The 19,201-nt window shown below is 51.5% G+C and carries 12 protein-coding genes, 6 pseudogenes and 1 other annotated feature; of the genes and pseudogenes, 6 read left to right on the top strand and 12 right to left on the bottom strand.

Translation table 11 applies throughout. From position 1 onward, the window contains the following. Window positions 1-17 precede the first annotated feature (17 nt). Together O3W44_RS04630 and O3W44_RS04625 are read right to left on the bottom strand one after the other, a co-directional pair. Window positions 18-751 (bottom strand): annotated as a pseudogene (locus O3W44_RS04630) (YciC family protein). 27 nt (window positions 752-778) lie between these two features. Then, window positions 779-1,194: pseudogene (locus O3W44_RS04625) on the bottom strand (YkgJ family cysteine cluster protein). Between the two features lie 247 nt (window positions 1,195-1,441). On the opposite strand from O3W44_RS04625, the pseudogene ompW reads away from it, so the two are divergent. Beyond that, window positions 1,442-2,076, top strand: a pseudogene (gene ompW, locus O3W44_RS04620) (outer membrane protein OmpW). 49 nt (window positions 2,077-2,125) lie between these two features. Here the strand turns inward: ompW and O3W44_RS04615 are convergent. From O3W44_RS04615 to O3W44_RS04590, 6 genes and pseudogenes are all read right to left on the bottom strand, one after another. Further along, a complete protein-coding gene (locus O3W44_RS04615) occupies window positions 2,126-2,440 on the bottom strand; it encodes a BON domain-containing protein (RefSeq protein WP_269292162.1) in 315 nt (104 codons plus the stop codon). A gap of 145 nt (window positions 2,441-2,585) precedes the next feature. Continuing rightward, window positions 2,586-3,389, bottom strand: coding sequence for a tryptophan synthase subunit alpha (gene trpA / locus O3W44_RS04610; RefSeq protein ID WP_269292161.1), 804 nt, complete (start codon window positions 3,387-3,389; stop codon window positions 2,586-2,588). Continuing rightward, complete coding sequence (gene trpB / locus O3W44_RS04605; RefSeq protein WP_269292160.1) at window positions 3,389-4,579, bottom strand: tryptophan synthase subunit beta; 1,191 nt, start codon at window positions 4,577-4,579, stop codon at window positions 3,389-3,391. The genes trpA and trpB overlap by 1 nt, the downstream gene beginning before the upstream one ends. A gap of 45 nt (window positions 4,580-4,624) precedes the next feature. Continuing rightward, window positions 4,625-5,986: a bifunctional indole-3-glycerol-phosphate synthase TrpC/phosphoribosylanthranilate isomerase TrpF gene (gene trpCF, locus O3W44_RS04600; RefSeq protein ID WP_269292159.1), complete on the bottom strand. Its 1,362-nt coding sequence runs from the start codon at window positions 5,984-5,986 to the stop codon at window positions 4,625-4,627. 2 nt (window positions 5,987-5,988) lie between these two features. Beyond that, window positions 5,989-7,582, bottom strand: a pseudogene (trpD, locus tag O3W44_RS04595) (bifunctional anthranilate synthase glutamate amidotransferase component TrpG/anthranilate phosphoribosyltransferase TrpD). Further along, on the bottom strand, window positions 7,582-9,144 hold the full coding sequence (locus O3W44_RS04590; protein WP_269292158.1) for an anthranilate synthase component 1: 1,563 nt from the start codon (window positions 9,142-9,144) through the stop codon (window positions 7,582-7,584). Before O3W44_RS04590 ends, trpD begins: the two are co-directional and overlap by 1 nt. A gap of 22 nt (window positions 9,145-9,166) precedes the next feature. Beyond that, window positions 9,167-9,271, bottom strand: a sequence feature (Trp leader region). A 154-nt stretch (window positions 9,272-9,425) separates the two neighbouring features. Here O3W44_RS04590 and rnm point away from each other — a divergent pair. Then, the gene (gene rnm / locus O3W44_RS04585; protein ID WP_269292157.1) at window positions 9,426-10,304 is read left to right on the top strand and encodes an RNase RNM; all 879 of its coding nucleotides are present in this window, start codon (window positions 9,426-9,428) and stop codon (window positions 10,302-10,304) included. Window positions 10,305-10,322: 18 nt separating this feature from the next. After that, window positions 10,323-10,943 carry an L-threonylcarbamoyladenylate synthase gene (locus O3W44_RS04580; RefSeq protein ID WP_269292156.1) on the top strand — a complete coding sequence of 207 codons (621 nt, stop codon included), beginning with the start codon at window positions 10,323-10,325 and terminating at the stop codon, window positions 10,941-10,943. Window positions 10,944-10,949: 6 nt separating this feature from the next. Here O3W44_RS04580 and O3W44_RS04575 read toward each other — a convergent pair whose 3' ends face one another. Further along, the gene (locus tag O3W44_RS04575; protein WP_269292155.1) at window positions 10,950-11,597 is read right to left on the bottom strand and encodes a serine protease; all 648 of its coding nucleotides are present in this window, start codon (window positions 11,595-11,597) and stop codon (window positions 10,950-10,952) included. A 775-nt stretch (window positions 11,598-12,372) separates the two neighbouring features. Here O3W44_RS04575 and rluB point away from each other — a divergent pair. Continuing rightward, complete coding sequence (rluB, locus tag O3W44_RS04570) at window positions 12,373-13,275, top strand: 23S rRNA pseudouridine(2605) synthase RluB (protein ID WP_269292154.1); 903 nt, start codon at window positions 12,373-12,375, stop codon at window positions 13,273-13,275. A gap of 49 nt (window positions 13,276-13,324) precedes the next feature. Here rluB and cobO read toward each other — a convergent pair whose 3' ends face one another. Both cobO and O3W44_RS04560 read right to left on the bottom strand, forming a co-directional pair. Beyond that, window positions 13,325-13,915 (bottom strand): cob(I)yrinic acid a,c-diamide adenosyltransferase, encoded by a 591-nt coding sequence (cobO, locus tag O3W44_RS04565; protein ID WP_269292153.1) that lies wholly within the window; start codon window positions 13,913-13,915, stop codon window positions 13,325-13,327. Then, window positions 13,915-14,675: pseudogene (locus O3W44_RS04560) on the bottom strand (YciK family oxidoreductase). Before O3W44_RS04560 ends, cobO begins: the two are co-directional and overlap by 1 nt. A 175-nt stretch (window positions 14,676-14,850) precedes the next feature. Here O3W44_RS04560 and sohB point away from each other — a divergent pair. Further along, a complete protein-coding gene (sohB, locus tag O3W44_RS04555; RefSeq protein ID WP_269292152.1) occupies window positions 14,851-15,897 on the top strand; it encodes a protease SohB in 1,047 nt (348 codons plus the stop codon). A gap of 39 nt (window positions 15,898-15,936) precedes the next feature. Here sohB and O3W44_RS04550 read toward each other — a convergent pair whose 3' ends face one another. Continuing rightward, window positions 15,937-16,185 (bottom strand): DUF2498 family protein, encoded by a 249-nt coding sequence (locus tag O3W44_RS04550; protein ID WP_269292151.1) that lies wholly within the window; start codon window positions 16,183-16,185, stop codon window positions 15,937-15,939. Between the two features lie 372 nt (window positions 16,186-16,557). Here O3W44_RS04550 and topA point away from each other — a divergent pair. After that, window positions 16,558-19,153 (top strand): annotated as a pseudogene (topA, locus tag O3W44_RS04545) (type I DNA topoisomerase). Window positions 19,154-19,201 lie beyond the last annotated feature (48 nt).

Below are 19,201 nucleotides of genomic sequence, written 5' to 3'. Positions count from 1 at the left end.
CCGCAGGCGCACGACAATTAACGTAACAGCATATAGAGCCGGTACAAATAGATAATCAAAATCACTGAAACCAGATTGCCCACCGCAGTAAGCAACACGGACGTGACATTGGCTGGCAGCACTGTGAGAGAAGAGAAAAAGAACATGACTGCGATTTTAGCCAGTAACCAGAGGATAATCGCAGGCGCAATCAGCTTCATGTTTTGCCATGCCATACGCATACTGGCGCGCATCGCGCTTATCACACCCATTTTTTCGCTCACCAGCATCACCGGCGCAAGCGAGAACAGAATCGCAAAAATGACCCCAGGCACTAATACCACCATGAAGCCCAACTGTACCAACAGGGTGATCAGAAACGTTTGCAGCAACAGCTTTGGCAACAGGGGCGCAGACGCGCCAATCGCACGCAGTGCACTCACGCGTTGACCCGATGAAACCATCGGGATCAGGCAGAGCATACCGCCTAACAACAGCGTGTTGCCGACCAGAGCGGCAAAGGTGCCTGCCGCAGAAGCCCGCAGTAATACGCGCTGTTGCTCGGGCGACATATTCTGAACCATTTCAAACAGGGAAGTGGCGCTGGAATCGCTCTGTTGCAGGATCGCCAGTTGATCCTCTCCGGGCGTTAGTGCATGAGCCAGCATAACCGTAATGAAAGCAGTCAATAGCGACATCAGCACCAGCGTCAAAAGCTGGTGGCGAAAAAATTTCCAGTGTCACGGTATAACGAGCTTGCCGTGATAGACATGTACACTCCTTGGAGGAACCGGGTTGATTAACCCGGCGATTGTACATGTTCTGCGTGCTCGCTGGCACCCGCCGCGGCATAACTTTCTGTCATTACAGGTAAAGATGGATGAAAAAGTGCGGGAAGCCCGTAGCGTGCTCGGGCGCGATCGCATGCTTCATTCCACTCGCCATTTTCACCCGACATCGCAAATTCACGACAGGGCGAAGGGCGGTGTTCATAAATACCGCAAGAAACGCAGCCGCCAATCTCACCCTGTAACGCGACACAGCGCGGCTGGCGATCGTTGGTGCCGCGCATATTGCGCATCAAAAGACTGAGTGGCTCGGTTAACTCAGTCGGCACAACGCCGCCGGCATCGTCTGCTTCGGCCCAGTAAAAGAGACACGGAAATGGGCGCAGCAGGCGCCACAGCTAATACAAGGGTTTGTTATTTCGCTCATTTGATCGCCCGCCACTCCTGAGGCATCGAACCAAAATCACCAATGAAGATCAGCAAAATAATCCTGGCGAAATCGTTCGGCAAGCGAATTTTTGTAACGCTAAAGAGGGATAAAATTGATCTGCGTCAATCCTTTGTTTTTTAAGCTATTTATAGCAAATGATTGGGGTGCAATTTTTTCTGATTCACGCTAAACCTTTGCCGACAAACAAATAAAACATTCGTTCAAACATTTATGCAAAGGAGTGATGATGAAACTGGCAAAATGCGCCATGCTGCTGGCGATGCTGTTACCGGAAATCGCACTGGCTCATCAGGCGGGCGATTTCTTTATCCGTGCAGGCAGTGCCACGGTCAGGCCCACCGAAGGGTCAGATAATGTATTAGGCATGGGGGATTCACGGCTAACAACGATACGCAGTTAGGCCTGACATTTACTTATATGGCAACCGATAACATTGGCGTTGAATTACTGGCAGCAACGCCGTTTCGCCATAAAGTGGGGCTGGGACCCACTGGTACGCTGGCAACGGTACGTCAACTGCCGCCAACCTTGATGGCGCAATACTACTTCTTCGACAGTAACAGCAAAGCGCGTCCTTACGTGGGAGTTGGCATTAACTACACCACTTTTTACGATGCCGAATTTAATCAGACCGGGCGCGATGCGGGTTTAAGCGATCTGAGCGTAAAACACTCCTGGGGCGTAGCGGGTCAGGTGGGGCTGGATTACCAAATCGACCGTAACTGGCTGCTCAATGCATCGGTGTGGTACATGGACATAGATACCGAAGTGAGATTCAAAGCTGCCGGAGAGCAGCAGAATATCAATATGCGCGTCGATCCCTGGGTTTTCTTTTTTGGTGCAGGTTACCGCTTCTGATAAGAAAAAGGCCGCGTCACAGCGGCCTTTTCATGGGGTGAAACCAGCGTTATTTAATTTGCATATTGTTAACCACGGATTTCACGCCTGACACGGTGCGCGTCACTTCAACCGCGCGACTGGCCATTTGTGGCGAACTGACGAAGCCACTCAGCTGAACTTTACCTTTGAACGTTTCTACGTTGATTTCCGTGGATTTCAACGAATCATCTTTTAACAGCTCGCTTTTCACTTTGGTGGTGATCACGGTGTCATCAATGTAGCCACCGGTGCCTTCTTTGGTCGCTGTTGGCGCACATGCGCTCAGGGTCAACGCGACCACACCGGCAATTAACGCACTGGCCAGAACTTTGAACCATTTCATTGTCTCTCTCCCTGTCACAAAGTGGATGCGACGTTACCATAACGGCGCGCATTAATTGTGGTGCATGAAAATCAAAAGGGGCAACCCGGAAGAGGTAAAAAAGCGGGAAATCATGCCTTACCCGATGATAAGGCATGAGGGGGGATTAGCGGCTGGCAGCCTTGAGATTACTGACAAAGTTCTTGAGTTCGCTCAGCATGACATCTGGCTGGGCGTGATTTTTTTCAATAATTTTTACAATTGCTGAACCGGAGATTGCACCCGCTGCGCCTGCCGCAATCGCCTCTTTAACCTGGCCTGGCTCTGAAATACCGAAACCCTGTAAAGGCGGTGCGGCATGATATTCGCGCAGTTTAGTGATCAGGTGGTTTAGCGGCAGGCTGGCACGATTCTCAGCCCCGGTTACGCCTGCACGTGACAGCAAATACGTATAACCGCGACCATGAGAGGCGATTTCACGCAGCAGATCGTCGCTGGCATTTGGCGGACAGATAAAAATGGGCGCCACGCCATGACGTAACGCTGCCTGACGGAAAGGTGCAGACTCTTCCACCGGAACATCAGCGACTAACACCGAATCCACACCCACTTCTGCACAGCGCGCATAAAAAGCATCGACGCCATTGGTAAACACCAGGTTAGCGTACATCAGCAGACCAATCGGCAGGTCAGGGTATTTCTGACGCACGCTCGCCAGAATTTCAAAACACTGTGCGGTGGTGGTGCCGGAGGCAAAAGCACGCAGGGTAGCATTTTGAATCGTCGGGCCATCGGCCAGCGGATCGGAGAAAGGAATACCCAGCTCCAGTGCATCCGCACCGCCTTCAACCAGCGCGTCAATAACGCGCAACGAGAGTTCCGGTGACGGATCGCCTAAGGTGACGAACGGGACGAAAGCGCCTTCTTTATTCGCCGCCAGACGCTTAAATAGCTGATCGTAACGTTCCATTAGATTTCTCCCTGCGCTGTCAAAATATCGTGAACCGTGAAGATGTCTTTATCGCCACGCCCGGAAAGGTTAACGACTAACAACTGTTCTTTATCGGGATCGGCCTGAATAATTTTCAATGCGTGCGCCAGCGCATGTGATGATTCGAGGGCAGGGATAATGCCTTCAGAACGACACAGCTGTTTAAAGGCTGCCAGCGCCTCATTATCAGTGACAGAAACATATTCAGCGCGCCCGGTGCTGTTAAGGTGCGCATGCTGGGGACCAACGGACGGGAAATCTAAACCAGCCGAAATTGAATAGGACTCTTCAATCTGTCCCTCTTCGGTTTGCATCATCGGAGCTTTCATGCCGAAGTAGATGCCAACACGACCATGCTTAAGCGGCGCACCGTGTTCGCCGGTTTCAATGCCGTGACCCGCCGGTTCAACGCCGATGAGCCTGACGCTGCTGTCATCAATAAAATCAGCAAACATACCGATAGCGTTAGAGCCACCGCCCACACAGGCGATCACAGCATCCGGCAGGCGTCCTTCTTTCTCAAGGATCTGCTTTTTCGTCTCTTCACCGATCATACGCTGGAATTCCCGTACGATAGTTGGGAAAGGATGCGGACCCGCAGCCGTACCGAGCATATAGTGTGCGGTCTCATAGCTGCCCGACCAGTCGCGTAGCGCCTCATTACAGGCATCTTTCAGCGTGGCAGAACCGCTGTGTACCGGGATCACTTCAGCTCCCATCAGGCGCATACGGAACACATTAGGCGACTGACGCTCTACATCTTTCGCCCCCATATAAATGCGGCACTTCATGCCGAGCAGCGCACACGCCAGGGCGGAAGCCACACCATGCTGACCGGCACCGGTTTCGGCGATGATCTCATTTTTACCCATGCGTTTCGCCAGCAGCGCCTGACCTAACACCTGGTTAGTTTTATGTGCGCCGCCATGCAGCAAATCTTCACGCTTCAGATAAAGACGGGTTTTGCTGCCTTTGGTCAGATTGCTGCACAGCGTCAGGGCTGTCGGGCGACCAGCATAGTTTTTTAACAAGTCGGTGAATTCAGCCTGAAACTCAGGATCTTTCTGCGCGTCAACAAAGGCTTCTTCCAACTGGCGCAGGGCTGGCATCAGGATCTGCGGTACATACATACCGCCAAATTCGCCAAAATAGGGATTCAGTAAGGTCATTTTTTCATCTCTCTTTTCTGGTCCGCACAAGACGGACCCGGCAAATCAGTAGGCGCGCAGTGTTTTAAACACCGCCGCGATTTTACTGGCATCTTTAATGCCCGGCGCGCTTTCTACACCTGAATTGAAATCGAGTCCGGCACAGCCCAACTGCGCCGCTTCGACGCAATTGTCAGCGCCTAAGCCACCCGCGAGTAGCACATCACTCAGCGTTTGGCCCTGTAACAACGACCAGTCAAAACGTTGGCCCGTTCCGCCGTTGCCGTTATCAAATACGTAGCGGTCAACGTGCGGCCAGTTCCGTTCGGGAAGTGCGCCTTCGATGCGCAACGCTTTCCAGATTTGGATCTGCGCCGGTAAAGCCTGACGCAAGTCAGCGACATAAGCCGGGTCCTCATCACCATGAAGCTGTACAGCGCACAGATTTAAGGCGGTGGCCTGCGTGACAACGTCACTGATGGCAGCATTGCGATAGACACCAACGTAGCTCAGTGGAGCGCCCGTCATGACGGCGTTTGCGTTCTCGTCAGAGAGATAACGCGGTGAGTATTTAACAAAGATCAAACCGCCAAAAATCGCGCCAGCCTCATACGCAGCGCGGGCATCTTCTGCACGTGTCAGGCCACAGATTTTATTACTTCCCAGCGTGACGCGACGCACCGCACTTTGCAGATCCGCTTCTTCCATCAAAGCCGAGCCGATTAAAAAGCCGTTAGCAAAATGACTCAATTCGCGAATATCGGCATAGCTGTTAATGCCAGATTCACTGATAACGGTTACACCGTGAGACAGGCGCGGCGCCAGTTGGCGGGTGCGGTTCAGGTCAATTGACATATCCCGCAAATCGCGGTTGTTGATGCCCACCACTTTCGCTTCCAGCGCAATAGCGCGCTCCAGCTCTTCTTCATTACTAATTTCGGTCAGCACGCCCATTTTCAGGCTGTGTGCGACAGCGGCAAGCTGGCGATACTGCTCATCATTCAGTACTGAAAGCATCAGCAGAATGGCGTCGGCCTGATAGTGGCGCGCTAAGTAGATCTGATAAGGATCGATGATAAAGTCTTTACACAGCACCGGTTGGGTAATAGCTGCGCTGACTATCGGCAAGAAGGCAAAATCGCCCTGAAAATATTTTTCATCCGTCAGCACTGACACGGCGGAAGCATAATGTCGGTACACGCCTGCAATGGCAGCAGGATCGAAATCTTTACGAATTAATCCCTTAGAAGGCGACGCTTTTTTGCATTCAAGAATGAATGCCGTGCGTGCGCCTTGCAACGCGTCATAAAAGCTACGTGTTGCAGGTTCTACGCTGTGTTGAAAATCAGCCAGCGGTTGCTGCTGCTTACGCGCTTCTACCCAAACCGCTTTATCCTGAACGATTTTATCTAACACTGTACCTTGCATGGTTATCCTCTTGCTGCCAGAGCGACCACGCGCTCGTAAGCCTGACCGCTACGGATCGCCACGAGCGCACGCTGTGCATTTTCACGCAGATCTTCATTGCCAAAGACTTTAAGAAGCATAGCGACGTTGACGGCTACCGCTTCCTCATGGGCTTGCTGGCCATTACCCTGAAGTAAACGTGTCAGAATGTCACGGTTTTCTTCGGGTGTACCGCCTGCCAACGCTTCCTTTGGATGGAAACCGAAACCAAAGTCTTCGGGTGAGAGCTGATAGCGGGTGATTTCCCCGTCGCGCAGTTCGGCGACGTGAGTAACATCATGCAGCGCCACTTCGTCCATGCCACCACCGTGAACCACGGCGGCACGTTGATAGCCCAACACTTTCAGCGTCTGTGCAATCGGTAACACCAACTCCGGGCTGTAAACACCAATCACAGCCAGCGGTGGACGCGCCGGATTGATCAGCGGCCCCAGTACGTTAAACAGCGTGCGGGTTTTAAGCTGCTGTCGAACCGGCATCGCGTGACGAAATCCGGTGTGATACTGCGGCGCAAACAGGAAGCAGACGTTTAAATCATCTAACGCTTTGCGCGCCTGATCGGCAGGCATATCCAGATTGATACCAAACGCTGCCAGCAGATCAGAAGAGCCTGACTTGCTGGATACGCTGCGGTTGCCGTGTTTGGCCACTTTTAACCCACAGGTCGCCGCAACAAAGGCGCTGGCTGTTGAGATATTAATGCTGTTGCTGCCATCGCCGCCGGTACCGACAATATCCGCAAAGGCGTAACCGGGGCGCGGAAAAGGTTTGGCATCTTCCAGCAGCGCGGTCGCCGCACCGGCAATCTCTTCCGGCGCTTCGCCTCTGACTTTCATGGCAATCAGCGCCGCAGCAAGCTGTGTCGGTTCCAGCTGCCCCGTAATAATGGCGCTGAACAGTTGATGGCTTTCTGCCTGATTCAGCGTTTGCGCCTGGTAAAGTTTTTCCAGAATAGTGTGCATTTTATTCTCCCTGTTACTTCGCCAGCGCCCAGGCTAAGGTCTGCTCAAGCAGGCGCGCGCCCTGGGTCGTTAAAATGGATTCGGGATGAAACTGGAATCCGCAAACACGATCTGCATCATGACGCACCGCCATTACCATACCGTTGAAACTGGCATTGACCGTGAGTTCATCAGGCGTGTTGCTCCCCACCAGCGAGTGATAACGCGCCACCGGCAGCGGGTTACTCAGGCCCGCGAACATCGCTTCACCATCGTGTGTAACCGAAGAGGCTTTGCCATGCAGGATTTCTCCCGCCTGGCCCACATGTCCGCCGTAGGCTTCAACAATGGCCTGATGACCCAGGCAGATGCCAATAATCGGCAAATGCCCCCGCAAAACCCGCAGCAGTTCGGGCATGCAACCCGCATCTTTCGGCGCGCCAGGGCCTGGTGACAGCATCAGTACGGGGTTTTCCATACGCTGAAGATGTTCAATCAGCAGTTCAGCCGGCAGGTTGTTACGATAAATCACCACGTTGTGGCCGAAGGTGCGCAGCTGATCGACCAGGTTGTAAGTAAAGGAATCGATATTATCGAGCAGCAAAATGTCAGCCATCAGAAAATCTCCTTGCAGTGATGAGCGGTTGCGATAGCGCGCAACACCGCGCGAGCTTTATTTCGGCTCTCATCCGCTTCAGCCTGAGGATGAGAGTCGAGCACCACGCCAGCACCCGCTTGCACGGTAGCGATGCCATCTTCGACATAGGCGGAGCGAATCACAATGCAGGTATCTAAATCACCGCTGGCGGTGAAATAACCCACCGCGCCGCCGTAGCTGCCACGCCGCGTGCCTTCCGCTGCGGCAATGCGCTGCATGGCGCGCACTTTTGGCGCGCCACTCAGCGTGCCCATGTTCATGCAGGCGCGATAGGCATGTAGCACATCCAGATCGTCGCGCAGTTTTCCGACCACGCGCGACACCAGATGCATCACAAAGGAGTAACGGTCAACTTTCGTCAGATCTGCCACGTAGCGGCTGCCGGGTACGCAAATGCGCGCCAAATCGTTACGGGCTAAATCCACCAGCATCAAATGCTCCGCCAGCTCTTTATGATCGGTACGCATTTCCAGTTCGATGCGGCTGTCGAGATCGCGATCCAGCGTGCCGTCGGCGTGACGTCCACGCGGGCGGGTGCCGGCAATCGGATAGATTTCAATCTGGCGCGACGTTGCATCATATTTCAGTGAGCTTTCTGGCGAGGCGCCGAACAGCGAGAAATCCTGATCCTGCATGAAAAACATATACGGGCTGGGATTACTGTTTTTTAACGTTTCATACGCTGCCAGCGGCGATGGGCAGGGCAGCGAGAAGCGGCGCGAAGGCACCACCTGGAAAATTTCACCGATGCGGATCGCCTCCTGCATCTGGCGCACCACGTCACAATAGGCTTCATCGCTTTGGTTGGTGCTCAGCGTCATTTGCTCAACGGTTTGCACCGGTAAAACCGGTGCTGGTTGCAGCATCTGACCATGCAACTGTTCAATGCGGCTCTGCAGGCGCTGGAACTCGCTGGTGGAAGGGCAAAACAGACTGGCTTGTAAACGCGCAGTGCGCGCCTGATGGTCCAGCACTAATAAGGTTTCAGCCAGATAGAAGCAGTAATCGGGGCAACGCTGCGTATTATCAAGTTCAGGCAGGTCTTCAAACCCGGCAACTAAATCGTAAGCAAACAGTCCCCCCAGCAATAATGCTTCACGCTCGTCGGCTGGCGTATTCACCAGCTGCGGGATGAGGCGCAGTGCATCAAATACCGAGAGCGCCTGTAAGCGGGAATCTTCATCCTGTGCGCCTGCTGTTTGAGGAAACGTCAGCTCACGACCATCAGGACGCACGTTGATGGATACGGCTTCAGGCAGGGCCGCATCCAGCAAGGGCAGCAGGGCGCGTCCATTTTCTGACAGCACTTGTACGGTCACGCGATTACCCAACGCGCTGATACGCAAAGCACTGTCGACAATCAGCAGGCTTTTTAAGTTACGTTTGCTGTCAATATCAGCCGATTCGAGCAACAGGGTTGCCGGACGTGCGCCGCATACCTGATGAAACACTGCGGCCGGATCTTCGCGATAGGGCGCGGTGCCGGTAATCAACTTCAATGTAGGTTTCGCATTTGGCATGATGAATTCTCTGAATTTCGCTCAAAAAAAGCCCGCTCAGTGGCGGGCTCAGGTATTTGCACAGTGCTTACGCAAGTCGTGCACGACCATGTCGCCCGTTTCTGGGAACATCGCGCCACCAACCGTTTAAAAGCGTATGAATAACAGCCATGATGAAATACCCGTTACGTGTGAACTTGTGTACTAGTTAACGGGTTCAGGGCGAAAATGTCAATACACTTTTTCTCGCACCGTCAAAATCGTTATCATGCTGGCCGGTTTAGTACTTTGCAGGAGTTATCTTGAGCGATATCGCCCGTTTTCCAGTTTACGATTTACACAGCCATACGCGCGCGTCTGACGGCTTGCTCACGCCGCAGGCTTTGGTGCAGCGAGCGGTTGAGATGCGCGTGGGGGTATTAGCCATCACCGATCACGATTCCGTGTCGGGCGTCAGCGAGGCGCAACAGGCGGTTATTGAACAGGATTTACCGATTAAGGTTGTTCCTGGCGTTGAGATCTCAACGGTGTGGGAAAATCATGAAATACATATTGTCGGTCTGAATATCGATATCCACCATCCGACGATGACCGCGTTTTTAGCGGCGCAGCACGCCTGTCGGCAGGCGCGGGCCGAACGTATCGCCGAACGGCTGGAAAAAGCCGCGGTGCCGGGTGCGCTGGCGGGTGCAGCGCGCCTGGCCGACGGTGGCGTCATCACGCGCGGACATTTCGCCCGTTTTCTGGTGGAGCAGGGCCGGGCCGACAATATCGCCCAGGTGTTCAAAAATTATCTGGCGCGCGGCAAAACCGGTTACGTGCCGCCACAATGGTGTACAATTGAACAAGCTATTGATGCTATTCATCATTCTGGCGGTTGTGCGGTACTGGCGCATCCTGGACGCTATGGGCTTTCTGCCAAGTGGCTCAAACGTCTGGTCGCCTTTTTTCGTGAGGCCGGCGGGGATGCAATGGAAGTGGCGCAATGTCAGCAAGCGCCAAATGAGCGTACGCAATTAGCGCAGTATGCTCAGGATAACCATTTAGCCGCATCGCAAGGGTCTGATTTTCATCAGCCTTGTCCCTGGATCGAGTTGGGCCGCAAATTATGGCTGCCCGCAGGTGTCGAGCCCGTCTGGCAGCGTTTTCCGGATCTGGCCCCTGCATTTGAATACACCTAAAGGTGACATGAGGTTTCTATGAGTCAACTGTTTCATATCCATCCTGACAATCCGCAACCCCGGTTAATCAATCAGGCGGTGGATTACCTTAATAAAGGCAGTGTCATCGTCTATCCAACCGACTCGGGTTATGCCCTGGGCTGCCGACTGGAAGAGAAAGGCGCAATGGAGCGCATCTGTCGTATTCGCCAGTTGGATGGTAATCACAACTTTACGCTTATGTGCCGCGATCTCTCTGAGTTGTCGGTTTACTCACAGGTGGGTAACTCTGCGTTTCGCCTGTTAAAAAACAATACGCCAGGCAATTACACCTTTATTTTAAAAGCGACCAAAGAAGTGCCGCGCCGCCTGATGAACGATAAACGTAAAACCATCGGCCTGCGCGTGCCCTCCAATCCGGTCGCGCTGGCACTCCTGGAAGCCCTGAATGAGCCGATGATGTCCACCTCGTTGATTCTGCCCGGCAACGATTTTACGGAATCCGATCCCGAAGATATTCAGCACAGCATTGGCAAACTGGTCGATCTGATTATCGATGGCGGTACGCTCGGGCAGCAGCCCACCACGGTGGTTGATCTGACGCAAGATGCGCCAGCGGTCGTCCGCGAAGGCGTTGGCGATACCCGGCCGTTCCAGTAAATAGCGTCAGGCGCCGCGAGTTGGTGCCTGCGCAATATTTTTTTCCAGCCAGCCTTTAAACGCGCCGTAAGGAATATAAAGCGAAACGTCTTTGAGAATTATTTTCCCGGAGCGGCGATTTTTAATCGCGCCAGAATAACCCACAATGACCCCGCCAAGCGTTTCGTCACTATTATAGACACCACCGCCAGACATACCCTGTACCACACCCGCATTTGACGCCATTGCCATGCAGGGACTTTTATTCCAGCTATTACGGATTGCAGTGCGTGCCAAATTAACGCCAGACGATTCCACCGGCATGGCAGAAATAAAGCTGTAGCCATACATTTTTACGGCGTCGCCAATATCACTGCTGCGAAATTTCGCCAGCGTATTCGCGTCATTTTTATGATAAATAATCGCAAGATCGCAATAAGGATGATAAGCCTTTACGCGTTGCACCGCATATTTAGCAACGTGCGCCGCTGTCAGGCTGTATTCAGGCGTGAGCGGGATGCTGGTGCCCAGTGTGCCCAGACCAAGGATCGTTGGAATGCCGGTCACGTTCATATCAACATGCTGCATCGCCGCGCGACTATACTCAGTATGGCCCACAGAGCAACCGCTTAGCGCCAGCGCAGCAAACACTGGGGCCAGAAACAGTTTTCTCATGGTTAGGATCTTTATTCAGGCATGTCTGTAAAATCCCTGGTGAAGATTTCTGACATGCTAATTTAGGTTCATCATTGAACCGTATTAACGCAACAATCCCGGATGCGCCGGTTTATTGTATTAATTCAGGAGAGGCTTATTTATTAATAATTAATTTATATGAAAATATATGTTTAAGTGATTAAGGTTAAACTTTCACTCAAGTTTTCTTTGCTCTCCTGGGGTAAATTTTACACAAATAATAAACCGGTACAATTGAATAAAATTAATATTAATCAAAAAGAATAAAAAATAAGGTATTAATCCAACCTGTGGCGTAATTAGCCTGATAATTTATATTTAACGGAAGGCTAATCTCATGTAAAAGCAATTCATTAGCATAATGTGCTATTAAGTGCTTCTATTTTAGTTCATGTGATGCAAGGGTTATCCTTATAAAGCTTAAGATACTGTTAATGATTTCGCTGGCAGCATTTTGCTTTAAGTAGGTGACAAATTGGCAAATTTGCAGGTTATTCAGTACCGGTTATTATGATTGCAATTCGCTAGCCTGGCATTTTAGCTGTGCGTTGCTAATGTTTTTCTGGCTGAGATTTTCTTCATGAAAGAATGCCTTTTGTTCACTATTCTCACTTAGCGGGCCACAAAAACAAAGCGCGTTACATTAGGGTTAAATGTCTGTATAATGGGCCAAACTTTTTAAGTTAACCTTTTGATTTAAAAAAGAATTATCACTCTACCGTGACGCCTGGGAAGGCGACAATGAGGAAGCTCAATGAGCGAAAAGTTACAGAAAGTCTTAGCGCGTGCCGGTCATGGTTCGCGTCGTGAAATCGAAGCAATGATCGCTGCCGGACGCGTAAGCGTTGATGGCAAACTGGCTACGCTAGGCGACCGTATTGAAAACAATAAAGCCCTGAAAATCCGTATTGATGGTCATCTGGTGTCGATTGCTGAATCAGCAACGGACGTTTGCCGCGTGCTGGCTTACTACAAACCAGAAGGCGAACTCTGTACGCGTAGCGATCCAGAAGGGCGCCCAACCGTTTTTGACCGTCTGCCGCGTCTGCGTGGTTCACGCTGGATTGCTGTAGGTCGTCTTGACGTTAATACCTGCGGATTGATGCTGTTTACCACTGATGGTGAGCTGGCAAACCGTTTGATGCATCCAAGCCGTGAAGTGGAACGCGAATACGCTGTGCGTGTGTTTGGTCAGATTGATGATGATAAAATCCGTCAGTTAAGCAAAGGCGTGCAGCTGGAAGATGGCCCGGCGGCTTTTAAAACATTGCGTTTTGCCGGTGGTGAAGGCATTAACCAGTGGTATAACGTTACGCTGACTGAAGGGCGTAACCGTGAAGTGCGTCGCTTGTGGGAAGCTGTCGGCGTACAGGTCAGCCGTCTGATGCGTGTACGCTATGGTGATATCACTTTACCAAAAGGCTTGCCGCGGGGTGGCTGGACCGAACTTGATCTGTCAGCCGTTAACTACTTACGCAATCTGGTCGGTATGGACGATGAAACCGTCACCAAACTGGTGGTTGAAAAAGATCGTCGCCGCACCAAGGCCAACCAAATCCGTCGTGCTGTGAAACGCCACAGTCAGACAAGCGGCAATCAACGCCGTAACAGCGGTGGTAAAACGGGTGGTAAAAGCAGTAAACGCACCAGCAATTAATTTACCCGCCGGTACAAAAAACGCAGCTTAACCGCTGCGTTTTCTTTTATTACCAGTCAATACCTTGTTGCGCCTGAATGCCTGCATCAAAGGCATGCTTAACCGGTCGCATTTCTGTCACGGTATCTGCCATCTCAATAAGGCTACGATGACAACCGCGTCCGGTAACGATCACGCTTTGATGGGAAGGGCGCTGGGAAATCGCCGTAATGAGCGCCTCCAGTGGCAGATAGTCCATACTGACCATATAGGTTATTTCATCCAGAATGACTAAATCCAGACTGCTATCGGCGAGCATACGTCTGGCATGTTGCCAGACAGCGAGGCAGGCTTCTGTATCAGTCTGACGATTTTGCGTATCCCAGGTAAAGCCGGTTGCCATCACCTGAAATTCAACGCCGTGCTGCTCCAGCAGATTTCGCTCGCCGTTCGGCCATTCACCTTTGATGAACTGAATAACGCCCACACGCTGATGATGACCACAGGCGCGCACAGCAGTGCCAAATGCTGCGGTGGTTTTGCCTTTTCCGTTGCCCGTAAACACCATCAGAATGCCGCGCACCTCGGTTGCCGCCGCAATGCGCGCATCGACCTGCTCTTTAAGCCGCTGCTGGCGTTGTTGATGACGATCGTCACTCATTATTCAGCCGCTCCGGGTTTTCTGCCGGGCTGTGCATCAAAGCTGATGCCGGTTTTACGGCGGCTGTCATCTCCCATCAAATAAAGGTAAAGCGGCATTAAATCCCCTGGCGTTTTAAGCTTGTTCGCATCTTCTTCTGGAAAAGCACTGGCGCGCATTTTGGTGCGGGTGCCGCCTGGATTAATACAATTCACCCGTAAATGATGGTTTTTATACTCATCGGCCATCACCTGCATCATGCCCTCTGTGGCAAATTTCGATACTGCATAAGCCCCCAGCCCGCACGTCCGGTCCGGCCCACACTGGAAGTCGTAAACACTAATGACCCTGCGGCGGATTTCAGCAGCAGTGGAAGCAGCGCCTGGGTAAGATAGAAGGTGGCATCAACATTGATTTTCATTACCTCTTGCCAGACCTGCGGGTCGAGTTCGGCCAGCGGAACGATCTCACCCAGAATGCCTGCGTTATGTAAGACGCCGTCTAAATGAGAAAATTGTTGTGCCAGTTGCTGCGCCAGCTGCTGGCAGTTTTCGGGCGTCGCTTGCGCCAGGTCAAATACCACACTGTGAGCAGGACGTTTGTTTAACTGATTGATTGCATTTTCGGCTTGCTGCAGTCGCTCAAGGTTGCGTCCCAGCAGAATGACCTCTGCGCCATAACGTGCATAGGTTAACGCAGCCTCACGACCGATGCCGTCAGATGCACCCGTGACAAGAATAATACGGTTATCGAGCAGATCGCTTTTTGGTTGATAGTACACGGCGTAATCCTCGGGCGATGGGCAAAGTATTTTCGCTTTATGCCTTAATTTCCCATCAGGTGCAATCATCGCCCGGCGCATTCTGTGCCAGATGATGGCATTTCAGGCGACGCATGGCATCAAACCAGTTAAACTAGCTTATTGTCTCTAATTCTCTGTTTAATAAGGCGACGCGATGGACCTTTTTTCAAATTATGGACTTTTTCTCGCAAAAGTAGTGACGCTGGTGGTTGCAGTCGCTGCCATTGTGCTGATCATTATGAATGCGGCGCTGCGCAAGCGCGGCCAGAGCGGACAACTCCGCCTGACGCATCTGGGTGATGATTATCAACAGATGAAAGACGATTTGCTGTTAGCAAAAATGAAGCCGCATGCGCAAAAGCTGTGGCTAAAAAATCATAAAAAAGCGGAAAAGCAGAAAGCAAAAGCTGAAAAGCGGGCAGCGAAGCAGGGTGAAAGCGAAACCCCTAAACCTACCATGTATGTTATTGACTTTAAAGGCAGTATGGATGCCAGTGAAGTCACTTCGTTGCGTGAAGAAGTCTCTGCGGTGCTGGCTGTGGCACAGAAGGGAGATGAAGTATTACTGCGCCTCGAAAGCCCTGGCGGCGTTGTGCATGGATATGGGTTAGCCGCGTCACAATTGCAGCGTTTACGCGATCAGGGTTTGCGCGTGACGGCAGCCGTAGACAAAGTCGCTGCCAGTGGGGGCTATATGATGGCCTGCGTTGCAAATCATATTGTGGCGGCCCCTTTTTCAATCATTGGTTCGATTGGCGTCGTGGCGCAAATCCCTAACTTCAATCGTTTATTAAAGCGCAATGATATCGATATTGAGCTGCACACTGCGGGACAATACAAGCGTACGCTCACCCTGTTTGGTGAGAATACGGAAGAAGGACGCGAAAAATTCCAGGAAGATCTTAATGAAACGCATCTGCTGTTTAAAGATTTCGTCCATCAAATGCGTCCCTCTTTAAATATTGAAAATGTTGCGACCGGTGAACACTGGTATGGGCGTCAGGCGTTGGATCTGGGCCTGGTGGATGCGATTGGCACCAGCGACGATTTGATTATTTCACACATGGACAGATTCAATGTGTTGGGCGTGCATTATGCGCGTCGCCGCAAGATGATCGACCGCGTGACGCACAGTGCAGGCGCTGTTGCTGAGCGGTTGTTGCTGAAACTGTGGCAGCGTGGCGAAAAACCCTTGTTATAAAAGAAACCCGGCACCCGCCGGGTTTGTTTTTAAGGGCTTTTATTCAAGGTGATAAAGAGGCGATAACGTTACCGTGAGATGCTTAAACAGGTTAAACACCGCTGTGGTTTTTGCTGTTGGTACATCATCGGCATCAAGAAAGAAAGGGCCACGAAATACCAACAGCTCGCCTTGCTGTATCACGTCAGTGGTTTCCATTCCGGCAAAATAATCATCATGCTCTTTGATTAACGCGTTCGCTTTTTCCAGTAACGCGCGGCGTGTAATAGCCTGGGTATTGTTCTGCATTTATCCCTCTCTTTTTTGACAGCACCTTAATCCTTTCTATATTACTTGCGAGTCATGTTGTTCGACAATTCATCGTAATCGCTGAAAAATTGGCGCAAATTTAGCCAGAGTGCTAATTAAGTTGCGTAACAGATTTTATCAGGTACAGTGTGGGCGATTCAGATTTCAGGGAGATCGCACCGGGATGTGTGATTATGTCAGGTGGAAAAAGCGATTTTTATCAAAACGTTGCACAATGCCATGGAGTCTGACCTGAGATTGATCCCTCCGCCTTGAAATGTTCAACAGGCGCAGCAATATTGAACCCAATGGGTTTTTGGGCATCCAATTCTCTCCCGATTAGCAGGACGTTTTCATTAGGTAAAGGTAAATATGGGTAAAGCACTCGTTATTGTTGAGTCCCCGGCAAAGGCCAAAACAATCAATAAATACCTCGGCAGTGACTACGTGGTGAAATCCAGCGTGGGTCATATCCGGGATCTGCCGACCAGTGGTTCAACCGCAAAAAAAGTGCTGACGCCTCGACAGATAAAAAAGCCAAAAAAGTTAAAAAAGACGAAAAGGCTGCTTTGGTCAGTCGCATGGGTGTCGATCCTTATCACGGCTGGGAAGCGGATTATCAAATCCTGCCCGGTAAAGAGAAAGTTGTTGCTGAATTAAAAGCCTTAGCCGCAAACGCAGATCACGTTTATCTCGCAACTGACCTTGACCGCGAAGGGGAAGCCATTGCCTGGCACCTGCGGGAAGTGATAGGCGGCGATGACAAACGGTTCAGCCGCGTAGTGTTTAACGAAATCACTAAAAATGCGATTCGTCAGGCGTTTGAACAGCCAGGCGAATTGAACATCGATCGTGTAAATGCCCAACAGGCGCGTCGTTTTATGGACCGCGTTGTGGGTTACATGGTTTCTCCACTGCTGTGGAAAAAAGTGGCGCGCGGTTTATCTGCGGGCCGCGTGCAATCTGTTGCTGTGCGTCTGGTTGTCGAGCGCGAGCGCGAGATCAAAGCGTTTGTGCCTGAAGAGTACTGGGAACTGAGCGCCAGTCTCGCCACGCCAAAAGGCGACGATCTGCCGATGGACGTCACGCATTACGGTGACAAAGCTTTCCGTCCAGTCAACCGTGAGCAGACGCATGCTGCTGTCGCACTGCTGGAAAAAGCCCGCTATGAAGTCATTGATCGTGAAGATAAGCCAACCAGCAGCAAACCTGGCGCACCTTATATTACGTCTACGCTGCAGCAGGCAGCCAGCACGCGCCTGGGTTTTGGCGTGAAGAAAACCATGATGATGGCGCAGCGGTTGTATGAAGCGGGCCACATTACCTATATGCGTACTGACTCAACTAACCTGAGCCAGGATGCCATCGCGATGGCACGGGGTTACATCGAAAGTCACTTTGGTAAAAAGTATTTACCTGACGCTGCCAACACCTACGCCAGTAAAGATAATTCCCGGAAGCGCACGAAGCGATTCGTCCTTCTGACGTTGAGGTTGTTGCTGAAAAACTAAAAGATATGGAAGCGGACGCACAGAAGCTGTATCAGCTGATTTGGCGCCAGTTCGTTGCCTGTCAGATGACCCCAGCGCAATACGACTCCACGACATTAACCGCTGCCGCAGGCGACTATAAACTCAAAGCTAAAGGGCGCACGCTGCGCTTTGACGGCTGGACGAAAGTGATGCCGGCGCTGCGTAAAAATGATGAAGACCGGACATTACCGCCAGTAAACGTTGGCGACGTGCTTGACCTGCAACAGCTGATGCCGAGCCAGCACTTTACCAAACCGCCTGCGCGTTTTAGTGAAGCATCGCTGGTGCGTGAACTCGAAAAGCGTGGCATTGGTCGTCCTTCGACTTACGCCGCGATTATTTCAACCATTCAGGATCGGGGTTATGTGCGGGTCGAAAACCGCCGTTTCTATGCTGAGAAAATGGGTGAAATTGTTACCGATCGGTTGGAAGAGAATTTCCGCGAGTTGATGAACTACGATTTTACTGCGCACATGGAAAACAGCCTGGATCAGGTGGCGAATAACCAGGCGCAGTGGAAAGCGGTGCTCGATAACTTCTTCAGCGACTTTACCCAGCAGCTCGATAAGGCGGAGAAAGATCCTGAAGAAGGCGGCATGCAGCCTAACCAAATGGTGCTGACCTCCATCGATTGCCCGACATGCGGTCGTAAGATGGGTATCCGAACCGCCAGCACCGGCGTTTTCCTCGGCTGTTCTGGCTATGCCTTACCACCGAAAGAGCGTTGCAAGCAGACCATTAACCTTATCCCAGAAAATGAAGTCTTGAATATTCTGGAGGGTGATGACGCAGAAACCAATGCGCTGCGTGCGCGTCGCCGCTGCCAGAAGTGCGGGACGGCGATGGACAGCTACCTGATCGATAATCAGCGCAAGCTGCACGTATGTGGTAACAATCCGGAGTGTGACGGCTACGAAATTGAGCAGGGCGAATTTCGTATTAAAGGGTATGACGGTCCGATTGTTGAGTGCGAAAAATGTGGCTCTGAAATGCACCTGAAAATGGGGCGTTTCGGTAAATACATGGCGTGTACTAACGACGACTGTAAAAATACCCGTAAGATTTTACGTAACGGTGACGTTGCTCCGCCAAAAGAAGATCCGGTGCCATTACCTGAACTGGCGTGTGAGAAGTCGGATGCTTATTTTGTCTTACGTGATGGCGCAGCGGGCGTATTTCTGGCCGCAAACACCTTCCCGAAATCGCGTGAAACTCGTGCGCCGTTAGTGGAAGAGTTACAACGTTTTAAAGATCGTCTGCCAGAGAAATTAAAATATTTGGCCGAGGCACCTGCTACCGATCCAGACGGGAACAAAACGATGGTGCGCTTTAGTCGTAAGACTAAACAGCAGTATGTTTCCTCTGAAAAAGAGGGCAAAGCCACCGGCTGGTCCGCCTTCTATTTAGAAGGAAAATGGCAAGAAGCCAAAAAGTAACCCTTTCAGGCCAGCATTCGCTGGCCTTTTTCTGTTCCTTATATCAAT

The sequence above is a fragment of the Pantoea sp. LMR881 genome (genome assembly GCF_027157825.1).
Classification (GTDB): Bacteria; Pseudomonadota; Gammaproteobacteria; order Enterobacterales; family Enterobacteriaceae; genus Pantoea; species Pantoea haifensis.
The sequence above is the reverse complement of the archived record's forward strand: the minus strand, read 5'-3'. Positions and strand labels throughout refer to the sequence as shown.

Bases quoted from the DNA above. Each gene is read 5' to 3' on its own strand.
- O3W44_RS04615 (WP_269292162.1), bottom strand. From the start codon at position 2,440: ATGAAATGGTTCAAAGTTCTGGCCAGTGCGTTAATTGCCGGTGTGGTC.
- trpA (WP_269292161.1), bottom strand. From the start codon at position 3,389: ATGGAACGTTACGATCAGCTATTTAAGCGTCTGGCGGCGAATAAAGAA.
- trpB (WP_269292160.1), bottom strand. From the start codon at position 4,579: ATGACCTTACTGAATCCCTATTTTGGCGAATTTGGCGGTATGTATGTA.
- trpCF (WP_269292159.1), bottom strand. From the start codon at position 5,986: ATGCAAGGTACAGTGTTAGATAAAATCGTTCAGGATAAAGCGGTTTGG.
- O3W44_RS04590 (WP_269292158.1), bottom strand. From the start codon at position 9,144: ATGCCAAATGCGAAACCTACATTGAAGTTGATTACCGGCACCGCGCCC.
- O3W44_RS04580 (WP_269292156.1), top strand. From the start codon at position 10,323: ATGAGTCAACTGTTTCATATCCATCCTGACAATCCGCAACCCCGGTTA.
- O3W44_RS04575 (WP_269292155.1), bottom strand. From the start codon at position 11,597: ATGAGAAAACTGTTTCTGGCCCCAGTGTTTGCTGCGCTGGCGCTAAGC.
- rluB (WP_269292154.1), top strand. From the start codon at position 12,373: ATGAGCGAAAAGTTACAGAAAGTCTTAGCGCGTGCCGGTCATGGTTCG.
- cobO (WP_269292153.1), bottom strand. From the start codon at position 13,915: ATGAGTGACGATCGTCATCAACAACGCCAGCAGCGGCTTAAAGAGCAG.
- sohB (WP_269292152.1), top strand. From the start codon at position 14,851: ATGGACCTTTTTTCAAATTATGGACTTTTTCTCGCAAAAGTAGTGACG.
- O3W44_RS04550 (WP_269292151.1), bottom strand. From the start codon at position 16,185: ATGCAGAACAATACCCAGGCTATTACACGCCGCGCGTTACTGGAAAAA.